The organism is Bacteroides thetaiotaomicron VPI-5482 (assembly GCF_000011065.1).
Lineage (GTDB): Bacteria > Bacteroidota > Bacteroidia > Bacteroidales > Bacteroidaceae > Bacteroides > Bacteroides thetaiotaomicron.
Map to the genome: position 1 here is coordinate 4,219,185 of NC_004663.1, position 12,092 is coordinate 4,231,276.

General features: G+C 39.0%; 6 protein-coding genes. All 6 read right to left on the bottom strand.

The genetic code is table 11. The features are described 5' to 3' along the window. Positions 1-96: 96 nt before the first annotated feature. The 6 genes from BT_RS16685 to BT_RS16710 all read right to left on the bottom strand — a co-directional run bounded on the left by BT_RS16685 (position 97) and on the right by BT_RS16710 (position 12,092). On the bottom strand, positions 97-2,049 hold the full coding sequence (locus tag BT_RS16685) for a glycoside hydrolase family 97 protein (RefSeq protein ID WP_011108748.1): 1,953 nt from the start codon (positions 2,047-2,049) through the stop codon (positions 97-99). Positions 2,050-2,324: 275 nt separating this feature from the next. Next, the gene (locus BT_RS16690) at positions 2,325-3,329 is read right to left on the bottom strand and encodes a DUF4973 domain-containing protein (protein WP_008762898.1); all 1,005 of its coding nucleotides are present in this window, start codon (positions 3,327-3,329) and stop codon (positions 2,325-2,327) included. Positions 3,330-3,347: 18 nt separating this feature from the next. Next, positions 3,348-5,372 carry a RagB/SusD family nutrient uptake outer membrane protein gene (locus tag BT_RS16695; protein WP_008767513.1) on the bottom strand — a complete coding sequence of 675 codons (2,025 nt, stop codon included), beginning with the start codon at positions 5,370-5,372 and terminating at the stop codon, positions 3,348-3,350. Positions 5,373-5,382: 10 nt separating this feature from the next. Next, positions 5,383-8,463, bottom strand: a complete 3,081-nt coding sequence (locus BT_RS16700) for a SusC/RagA family TonB-linked outer membrane protein (RefSeq protein ID WP_008767514.1) — start codon at positions 8,461-8,463, stop codon at positions 5,383-5,385. 20 nt (positions 8,464-8,483) lie between these two features. Further along, on the bottom strand, positions 8,484-9,896 hold the full coding sequence (locus tag BT_RS16705) for an IPT/TIG domain-containing protein (RefSeq protein WP_008762901.1): 1,413 nt from the start codon (positions 9,894-9,896) through the stop codon (positions 8,484-8,486). A 42-nt stretch (positions 9,897-9,938) separates the two neighbouring features. Beyond that, positions 9,939-12,092 (bottom strand): TIM-barrel domain-containing protein, encoded by a 2,154-nt coding sequence (locus BT_RS16710; protein WP_016269243.1) that lies wholly within the window; start codon positions 12,090-12,092, stop codon positions 9,939-9,941.

Below are 12,092 nucleotides of genomic sequence, written 5' to 3' on the forward strand. Positions count from 1 at the left end.
CGATAAAGAGTGTTATGAAAAAGAGAGACTGCCTCATTTTTTGATTGGAGGCAGTCTCTTTTTTATGGGAGATATCTTGATTTCTACAGTATAGGCTTATTCGAGAACAGCTGAAAACCCACCATTTCTAGCCATTTTGACAGAAAGCTTTTGATTCTTATTCATTGCTGCCGATTTCATACGGTAATCCATTGCCTGATATCCTGCATTTATTCCATCCTCAAACGAGGTTACACGGTAGGTCCTGCCATCTTTCAGGAAGTCGAGATTTATTTCAAATTCTCTTTCATTTTCCTTATCATTAGTCATCCCACCAATAAACCATTTCTCTCCTTTACGCTTCGCAACGATTACATATTCACCTACTTTGGCTTCCAGAACAACTGTTTCATCCCATGTTACAGGTACTTGGGTAATGAAACGAGTGCAATCTTCATTGCGGTAATATAAGGTCGGATTGTCTGCCAACATTTGTAAACCGCTTTCGAATATGACAAATAAAGCCATTTGGTATGCACGGGTACCGATACTTGCAGAGTTAGGACGTTCGGAACGATAGATATTCGGTTGCATACTGATCATAGCTCCAGGAGTGTAATCCATAGGGCCTACCGCATTTCTCATGAAAGGCAAGTAGATGCTATTCTCCGGCTTACAGCCTCCCATTTGTTCCATACCTCTGACCCCTTCATAGGATAATACATTGGGATACTTGTATTCCAGTCCGGCCGGCTTGAATGATCCATGGAAGTCAACAAATAAATGATGTCTGGCTGCTTCTTGGGCTACTCGTTCGTAGTAGTTAACCATCCATTGATCGCTGCGGTCCATGAAGTCTATTTTTACTCCCTTTATTCCCCATTCATTGAATGTTTTGAAAAGGTCAAAATTCTTTTCTACTGTTAACCAAGTCAGCCAAAGGACAATACCCACATTCTTTTCTTTTCCATAACGAATCAGCTCATGAAGGTCTACGTCCGGATTAGGAGTGTAAGGATCGCGTGTACTCTTGGCCCATCCTTCATCCATAATAATGTAAGGGATTCCGAACTTGGATGCGAAATCAATGAAGTATTTGTATGTTTCCAAATTACAACCAGCTTTAAAGGTTACATCTTGCCCATACGGGGTTGCTCCGTTCCACCATTCCCAACTTACTTGCCCTGGTTTTATCCATGACACATCTTCTAACTGATTCTTATCAGCCAGTTTATAGGTCATAGTGTTCTCAACTAATTGCTTGTCTTCCTTGGTAATGACAAAGTAGCGCCATGGAAAGTTCCTTTTTCCACTTGTTTTAGCGATATATTCCGCTTCTTTTTCGATTTTGAGGCTGCGGTCTCCGTCTTCACCAAATGCAAGGGGGACTTTTGGAAAAATGGAGGATATGCCATTGGTCCCGTTTCCTTTCAGAAACATGCAAGGATAGTCCGACAGATCAGATTCACTGATTAGTATCTTATATGATTTACGTGTATCAATGAGAACTGGAAGTACGGACATTTTATCCGATGGTTTCCATGAGTGACTGGAAATGTGTGTGTACGGCTCTTCATAAGCTGTTTTGAACCCTCCCGGCTGTTGGAGATGTAATAAATAGTCTGTCGGGAACTGCAATGAAAGGTCTTCTCCCAATACTTCGATTTCTCCTTTTTGGCGGGTGATAAAACGATAGGCTATTCCATCGTTAAAAGCACGGAATTCTACTGAGTAGTTTCCTTTAAAATTGAGTAGAAGTTGGTTATATTCGTTATTGATCGTTGAAAATTTCAGTGGAACGACAGGGGTTAAGGTTTCTTTTATTTTGTTCTGTTTTTGTCCGGACAGTTTGGGATGTTCGCCCAATATTTTATCTTTTAGTTTAAGTTGGAGATAATTGTCTTTCAACAGAACTTCATCATTGCAGGCTACGTCATAGTAGATTTTGTCGGTGAGGCGGACGGATACTTTTATTTCTCCGTTCGGGGAACTTAATTCTACATTCTTTTGTGCTTGTGCATGTAGCACTAATCCACAAATAAATAGGAATAATAAGAGTAACTTTCTCATTGTTTTAGATCATCAATATGTTATATTTATAATATGAGTTATTTCTTTATGAATTAAATTTGCCAAATATAAGTATTTTTAATCTAAGTAAGGCTGTTTATGAATAAAAAGTGACACTTATAGCGAAGTTGCTAACTAAGCTAAGTGTCACTTTTTATTTGGCAATAATTATTCTTTCTCCAATCAGATTGAGCATATAGTTTAAATGCTCCTTAGTATAGAATCAAACCATTGACTTGATATATTTCATTGAGTAGGGATATAATATTGCATTTTTACCATTGAATAGCTTGGTCTTGGTCTGGTATTAGAGTATTAATCTTTCGTTCCATGAGCAATGAACCGCTAGCTCTGTACGAAGTAGGAACATTGGATGAGGTTACGTCATCATAACTATATTCCATTCTTAATACATGATAACGATGCAATAGATAAGGCTGATTTGTATCCATTTCATCCCAAATCTCATAGGTAGGATTACCTATTATTTGGAAATTTATTGCCGGGTTGGTAGCTGTTATTGTCAGATTACCTGTTTTTTTTGTTTCAGTTTCTTCTATAGGTTTTTCGAACTTGACATTAATTTTGTAAGTTTCCCGGTCGATTGAGTTATCTTCCTTCGTTCCGACATAGAAAAATACTGTATTTTCATCAACGACGTGTGCTCTTCGATTATCAACTACTAATGGATCGTCATTAGAGCCAGCAAAATAAATATTCATTGCTGTTGCAGAATAATTGCCTGAGTAATCATTATATGGCAAAACATGGAGTAATGCTTTACGCCAGCCTTTCCGTTTATTGGTCACATATGAAGGATCTTCTTCAACGGTCAGAGGTAATACCCATTCTTTTGACAGGTTTAGTCCAGAAAACTTAAATTTGATAGGGAATAATTCCTTTCTTGTGCCTGCAGGCATATAGCAGGTAGGTGCTGTAAATTCATAGTTTTGCTCAGGTAATAATTCATACCATAAATCTTTTCTCAACTCATGGTAGTTGGCTAGATTTAGAGCAACCAGCGTGTCTGGGTCCACAGCAATACGAACATTCAAGTCTCTATCTAATGGGGTTGATCCGCTGACTAGCACCGGGAGATCATATACAACTTCTCCGTTAGGTTTGTATCGTACATAGATATCAGACACCTCTTCACTGCCTATAGGTGCTTTCAAGGAGATCATATGTGAATAAAGTTCGTCTTTCCATTCGTCATTACATGCACTAAAGAAAGATAGTGCAGCAAACATTGTAACTATATAAATTATTCTTCTTTTCATTTTTATCTTCTTTTTATATTAATCGAAAGTTTCCCAGCCAGGAGCTTGTGTCATCCGTCTATTCCACTGTAGCTCTCTTTCCAGAATAGGCCAGAAGTACATTTTACGTGAGAAGTTGGCTTGTAGATTCTCGACTCTTACACGTTCATAGAATCTTTCTTTAGTAGCTTCTGTCATTAATACATTGCAACCGTAGATCTGCTCCGATTCCTCGATAGCTACATTTTTCCAGCGTCTTAAATCGTGGTAGCGCTGGTTCTCTCCCATAAACTCAACTTGTCGTTCATGCATTAATTTTTTGCGGAATAATGTTTGGTCGTTATATACTTCCTGTTCATAATCTGGCATTCCGGCACGAATACGAACTCTTGAGACTGATTTACTCATTTCTTCCGTATTGCGTGAAACTACCATCGTTTCTCCTTGCCAGTTTGTTACCTCATAACTATTACCTGGAGTAAGTTCATTTAAAGCTTCTGCATACATCAAAAGAATATCGGCATAGCGAATTGCGACATCTACTTTATCATAGATCTTTCCATTATTTGTATTACAATCATTTGGATTGATGAATTTCATCATTCCAATTCCAGTTGGTATCCATTTATCAGATCCGTTTTTGCGTCCTTCTTTGTTGCCTCTGTAATACCATATTTGTTGGTTACGATATTCTGCATCTTTGGCACTGGCAAATGGCCAAAAAGCACCGCTAAATGCTACACTGGCATAAAAGCGCGGTTCTCGGTTGGCATATTCTTTCCATACATTCGGGCGAAGCTGCGGATATTTTCCTGCTTTGTATTCATCTTCGGTAACAAAACGTTTACTTGCGTCGCAAGTGTCCAAGAAATGTTGCAAATTAAAGGCGTCACCATTTGCCATATCGTAAGCATCACATTGTTTAGCGGTTAAACCATGACGATTCTCTCCTCCTGCAAAGGTCGGCATTTGATTTCTGACGAGATAATTCACTTGATCTGCTAAAGAGTTATTACCACGAGTAAAGATTAATTCTTCATTTTCATTTGCATATAAATCTCCGTTAAAAATCGAACGATATGATTCAAACGGATCGATATTTGCCCACCCATCAGGAAAGTTTTTGGTAGAATATTTTGCGTTGTATGGAGGCTTAACTGTAGCTGGATAAGTATTGTCTCCTTTATCTTGATAGTCTGCGATATGTAACTCATAACGACCTAAATCAATTACATCTTTTGCTGCTGCAGCGGCTCTTGCCCATTTACTTTCATCATATGTTTGTGACATTAATATACGGCCTTGATCATCAACAAAGTCTGTAAACTTATCGGGATCATTTGGTAATGGATTATTGAGTGGACTAGCGGAGTATAATAAAACTTTTGCACGTACAGCTAGTGCTGCGCCCTTTGTTGCCCGCGCAATATTTTGTCTGTCTCGTCTGTCAGGCAGATCGTTAGCTGCAAGTATCATCTCTTTATCAATATAGTCTACTACTTCATCATATGTAGCTCTTGGACAGGACATGCCTATATATGTTTCATCAATACTGATTGTTTCATCAGGAATTAAGGGTACTGGACCATATCTTCTAAGTAGTAACCAATAGAAGTAAGCTCTTAAGAAACGGGCTTGTGCCTTTTTGTCTAAGATCTCTTCTTTTGTCAATTCTTCGTTAATATCTACATTATTGATCATGATGGAAGCTTGGCGTACACCTTCATAACAACGGATATAAGAGTCATTTACCCAACCGTTATCATATTGTCCAAATTTAAGAGCGTTGTAATTTACAGCACCATCGCTTTCATTAAAAATAATATCGTCCGAATAATTGGAGAGTGTAAATTTGATAAGTCCGTATTCTATATTCGAACCATTTAAAAGCCCATAGCATTTAGCTAACCATTCTTCAGTAAATTGTTTACTTTTGAAGATTTTTTCTTCACTTTGTCGGTCGTTGAAGAAACGTTCTACACTTAGATAGTCTGAACAGGAAGATAAACTAACTCCTAGTCCAATACTGAACGCAATGGCTAATAATATATGTTTCTTTTTCATGTCTTTGATATTAGATATTGATAGTTAATCCTAAAGTATATGATTTAGACAGTGGATATTTTTGTCCATTACTGCTACCTAATTCAGGATCCCAAAGTTTGAAACTGGAGAAGGTAACTAAATTGGTACCCATAAAATAAATACGGATGTTATTTAAATGCATTTTATTAACAAGACTTTTTGGTATTGTATATCCTATCTCTAAATTTTTCAAACGTAGGTAAGAACCATTACGCAACCAATAAGTGGAGGCGCGATAGTTATTGCTGTTTCCTCCATAGCTCAAACGAGGATATTTAGCATTTGGATCTTCATTTTCACCTAATATCCAACGGTTTGATTTTACTACATCAGTTAGAATGTTTCCCCAGTCTCCATTTTCAAATGGATATACAGTGGGACCATCAATGCAAAAAGTAGACTTTCCAGATCCTTGGAATAAAACATTAATGTCAATACCTTTCCATTGTCCGGAGAGACCGAAGCCATAAACTAAGTTTGGACGTGTTGTAGCTCCAATAGGAACTATATCATTATCATTTACATAACCATCACCGTTTACGTCTGCGTATTTGATATCACCTGGCATTACATCTCCCCAAGATTGTTTGGGGCTATTGCGTATATCATCATAATCTTTAAATAGTCCCAATGCGATAAGTCCACGGGTTTGATCAACTCGGAAACCTCTCTGGCTTTTGTATGGGTAGTTGCTATATTCTTCGTCATATTCCAAAATTTCGCTTTTGCTATAGGTGAAGTTGCCACGTAAAGTGAGGTTCACATCTCCGATACGTTGTTTGAATCCGAAATTTCCATCAAATCCTTTGGATAAAACAGAGCCAATATTGGTAGATATTCTCATAGCTCCGTTCAGACCAACAGAAATGGGAATGAAATTACGTTGTTGGTAAATACCGTCACGTTGTTCGTGGAAATAGTCAATTGTCCCAGTGAACTTATCGTCCCATAAAGAGAAGTCGATACCAATATCATGTTTAGTTGCTATTTCCCATGTTACGGCTGTAGTAGCGTAATGTGTGTAGCTTAAACCTGTAAATTCATATTTTTGTCCGATGTCCGCATAATTAAATCCCCCACTGGCACCGAAGGTAGATAAATAGGGGAAACGCTGGTCATTGTCTCCTACGACGTCATTGCCGACTTTGCCATATGAATAACGGAGTTTGAACATATTCATCCATTTCAAATGTTTTTTGATGATAGGTTCTTCTGCAATATTCCATGCTGCAGAATAAGCTGGGAAAAAGCCATACTGATGTCCCGGTGCAAAGTTTTCGGAACCGTTATACCCAAAGTTGAAATCGAAGAAATAACGGTATTTCCATCCATAGGTGAAGCGTCCAGCAAGTCCTTGATGGCGTTTATCAATACCTTGCATAATATCATTTCCATTCTGAGAGGTATCTATCGTTTTGTCTTGAGAATATTTAAATACTGCTCCAACAATGTGGTCTCCAAAGGTACGGTCATAATGCAGTTCGGCTTCTAGATATTCCTTACGATTTCCGTTAGAAGATGATTCTTGTGTCATTAGTTGTTCGTCTTTGATTTTTTTCATGACTAAACTTCCGTCAGAAGCACGATTTTGTTCTGCTCTCCACATTTCAGGGAATTTTTTACGGTTTATCCACTGATAGTTGTTTGTGTCAAATCCGTAACGGCCAATAAATTTTAATCCTTTTGTAATAAAGTTGAGGCTTTGTTCTAAAGTAGCATTGGCTTGCAACTTATTGTTCCATGTTTCTTGATAACCGGTTTGTGTAGCGGCTACCCACGGATTGAGTTGATCATTCTCCGAACCGTAGGCAGGAACGTATCCGTTGGAATACATCACAGGAACTGAGATAGGATTGTTGCGCATGGCTGATGCCCAAATGTTTCCTGCCATTCCTGGTTCGTTTTTTTTATCTAGTGAACCTGCGACTCCTACTTTCAATAAGGTGGACTTTGTGATATCCATATCTACGTTGAGACGGTAATTCCAACGTCTGTAATTTGCATTGGTGTTATAGTCTTTTAATCCTTCGTCCACTTTATACATACCTCCTTCGTCTACGTAACTAACAGATACATAATAACGGGCAAGCGAGCCACCACCGTTCAGATTTAAAGTTGCTCGATAAGTTGGTGCCCCTTTTTTTAAGAGTACATCCATCCAATCTACATTGGGGTATAAGTCTTTGTCCAATCCGTTGCGGAGTATGTATAGCTTTTCATCAGAGAAGAATGCTTCCTTATTACGAGTAGTACGTGCTTCATTCATTAAGTTGGCATAGGTATAGCCATCAACAAGTTCGGGGGTATATGTACGTGTGTTGTAAGTAGTTTCAACCTTTGCATCGATTTGAACCTTACCTGATTTACCACGTTTAGTAGTAATCAATACAACCCCATTTGCTCCACGTGAACCGTATATTGCTGTTGCAGAGGCATCTTTTAATACAGTAAATGATTCAATATCTTCAATATTGATCTCATTCATGTCTCTTTCGAATCCATCAATTAATACTAGTGCACCCGAACCTGCACCAAAAGTAGAAATTCCACGAATCCAAAATTCAGATATATTATTGCCTGGCTGTCCAGATGTTTGGCGTGCCATTATACCTGCTACATTACCAGCCAACGCATTTGTAATGCTTGAAGTGGAAGTTCTCAGTGTATTTACATCTACTGTAGTAGCCGCTCCAGTCATTGTAATTTTTTTCTGTGCGCCTGTTCCTGTGATAACAACCTCGTCGATAGCAGTTGCTTTTGCTTCTTGCATAATGACATTGATGCTCTTTTGTTCTTTAACAAGTATTTCTTGTTTATCAAATCCTATAAAAGTGAATACTAACCATTGATAAGGTTCAACCTTTATTTTAAACTTACCGTTTATATCTGTAATAGCACCTAGTCCGGGTATGTCTTTTACGGAAACGTTTACTCCGACAAGTGGCTCTTTATTCTGATCCAGAACAATGCCGCTGATTTCTATTTTTTCTTGTTGTTGTTTTTCTGTATGTGCGTATGTGTTAAGCACACAGCTAATTAGAAAAAACAAACTTAAAATATATTTTTTCATTCGAAATGTGTTTTTATAGTTTATTCTACAGAAATTGTGCGAATTCGATGGTTTTCTCTATCTGCTATATAGAATGTTTGTGTTTCTTCATCATAAGCGATCCCACAAGGACTGTCGAAACGTGCTTCTGTGCGTAGCTCGCCGTCTATGTATCCGTTTACTCGTCCATCAGAAGATACACTACCTCTGCCGGCATAAGTCGAGATGATACCGTCAGGAGTTATTTTACGGATGCAATGTCCGTTTCTATCACAAAGATAAAAATCGTAAATATCTGATTTACCAGCTTCTATGTAATCCTTGTTTTTTACAAATGTGCCTTGATAAGGCCATACGAAACGCCCTGATGTACCGGGAGAGTCTACCCAATCACTGGCTCCTTCAGAACCGGCAAACATTGTTGGCTTTTGGAATTCTTTTGTTTCTGGATTGAACATGGATTTATAAAGGCAATTTGCTCCTGTAATATACATATATTTACCTTCAGGGTGTACTGTTAGGTAGGCATGTTCATTCCTGCTTTCATATGTTGGGAATACTTCTTTTGCTACCATTCCTTGTGTTGTCGGGTCAAAAACGGCTTTGTCAATAGTTCCCTGCCAATAAACGGTATAATATAGAGTTTTTGTCAAAGGTTGATAAGCGCAACTATATCCAGTACGATCATAAACATAAGGTCTTGCTCTTCGGAAGTCTTCAGAGCGTAGCAGGTAGGCAATCTCTCTTCGGTCTTTGTTACTTTGTCCGTGGTCGTCTGATACAAATAAAGTGTCTCCAGTCGCATCGAAACACATGTAGTACATACCTCCAAACAATCCTTGCCCTTCAGTCATAAGTGTGGATACTTCTTGAGTTTCCAGATTGATTCTCCGGATAGGTCCTTTAAAACCATTAACGATCAAGCATTTTTGTATTCCGAATGTATCCATTAACAACCATTCTGCATTTCCGAACCTTGCGTTTTCAAAATCTCCATCTACATCAGAAGAATTGCCTTGTTCATCTTCGTTTCCTACTAATGTACCTACTGAAGTTTGAGATACATATTGGAAACGTCTCTCAAATTCATATTCTATGGGTGAAGACGTCCCATCAGCACTTTCGATAGATATTTTTATATTTCCATCAAAAGCTTTTGGGGGTATCATACAATAAATTTCATTATTGTTACAGCCAATTGTAGTGGTAGTTCGCCCTCCTACAGTAATATAAATTTTTGATGGGTCGTTTCCGAAGTTCTCACCGTAGATATGGAGCTGAGTACGGAGACTTCCCTGACTTGGAGAGAAATCTGTAAAAACAACAGGTTTAGACGGATCATATCCGCTAGAACTGATTTTGTCGTCTTGGCAACTACTAATACATGCCATCAGATACAGTAGCAATACCCCGCACCAATGGGGATATTGCTTTTTCATGTGCTCTTTTTTCATAAAACTTTTTTTTTAGGTTTCCAAACAAAGTATAGTGCTTTTTTATAGTCTTATTTCAATACCTTCCACTAGATTTCCACTGGCTTGACGTATGCCTTGATCTGTTATAATTTTAATCACTGCCATGTCTTTATTCTCAGTGTTGTATTTTCCGGTTTTCTTTGTTAGCTTTACAGTCACTTTATCACCATTTCGCTCTGCGACAAATTGTAGCAGGCTATAGTCCCCTTTTTTGTAAGACCAACCATCTCCCGCATCCCAATACATATTTCCGGAAGCTTTGCCCTGTTCGTCCAGACACACTAGTAATGTCAGAGGATCTAATGAATTTTCTGTAGTGTTCTGAATTATTTTTCCAGTCGGAATGATAGCTCCCCCACGAATCTTCATTTTTGCCTGATATTTATCATTCTGATCTCCTTCTACAAGTGACAGTTCTTTCCAGATCCCTTTCGGAAGTGCCGGTTGATTAGCAAATGCTGGAATGATAAGTAAATTATCACCGACAAGGAAAGCTTCTTCCTCTGCTCTCAGTGACAAGTCTTTAGGGTCGGAGAAGAAGACAGGACGCATAATAGGCATGCCATTAGTTGAGGCTTCGTGTAAGAGTGTATAAAAGTAGGGTAGTAGTATATATCTACGTTCCAAAGCGATGCGTGAGGCATCTTCTACTTTTTGTCCAAATACCCATGGTTCCTTGTTGTTTGTTCCGGCGCAAGCATGACCACGTGCGAAAGGATAAAAGGCACCGAAACCAATCCAGTTGCCGAATAAGTCAGCATCAGCATTGAATAAGAAACCGCCTATATCTGCACCACTAAACGGTTGACCGGATAATCCCAATGTTAATGACATGGGAACTGACATTTTTAGATGATCCCAGCAAGAACCGTTGTCGCCAGTCCATGTAGCGGCATAACGTTGTCCCCCAAGGAAGTTGGAACGTGTCAGAATGAAAGGACGTTTTTCTGGACGAGCATCCAGTATACCTTCCCTGGATGCTTTAACCATCAGGAAGCCATATACATTATGATACTGAAGATGTGTACCTGCCGGAAGCTTTCCTCCTCCACGATGCAGGTTGTCTTCCGGCATTGTTTTGTTGGGCGTATCATTGATCTGGGGTTCGTTAACATCATTCCATACGCCATCTACTCCTTGTGCTAGAAAATCTTTATATAAGTTTCTCCACCATTTGTTTACTTTAGGAGAAGTAAAATCAGGGAATGCTGCTGCTCCCGGCCATGCATCACCGTGGAAGTTCTTACCGTCTGCTGTTTTCACCCAAACGTCATTTTCTGTTCCCGATTTATATACGAAATAGTTAGGGTCAACTTTTGCTCCCGGGTCAATCATCCATGCAGAATGGAATCCACGTATGTGCAAATCACGGTTCACCGCTTTAGGATTCGGAAAACTTTTCGGATTAAAGGTAAAGATGCGGTATCCGTCCATATAATCAATGTCCATCCAGATAACATCACATGGTATTCTTTTTAGTCTGAAAGTATCTGCTATTTCAATGACACGGCTGTCGGGAGAATATGAGAACCGGCATTGCTGATAACCTAGTGCCCAGCGAGGAATCATTGGCATTGTGCCGGTCAGTTCGGATAGTCCGCGAATGACTGCTTGTGGAGATTCCCTGTCAATGATGAATACCCGAAAGGGTATTCCTTCACTTTTTAATTCGATTTTTTCGTCTGTACTGCTTAGTTCTGCTTTCCAAGTAGTATCGAATAAAATTCCAAAAGCTGTTCCGTCCTTTCGCACTCCCATCATCCAAGGATGTGATTGATACAGACGAGTACCTTTGTCTACACCATAAGCTCCTGAGTCTGTATTCCATAATTTGATGGTCTTTCCATTTCTCAGAAGTGAACCGGTCACTTCACCACCGCCATAGATGCTTGTACCTTCCGGCACTGTTAATGATGCGTTTGCTTTACCATCCGTGAGTGAGAACTCGGGAACAAGTACCCAGTCGGCAGGAAGTGCTCCTTGTTCGCGTGGTTCTTTTTCTATTGCAAAAGAAGGTATCTTTTGAGCGTCGAAGCCTTCCGGGATGAATTTTGCGATTCCGTCCCCAACCATGACGCTATGTGTAATTTTTACCTTGTGTGTTGAGGCGTTCGCCAATAAAGGTAAGGTTGCGAGCAAGTAAATTGCTACAGTTTTGATACAAATATATTTCAT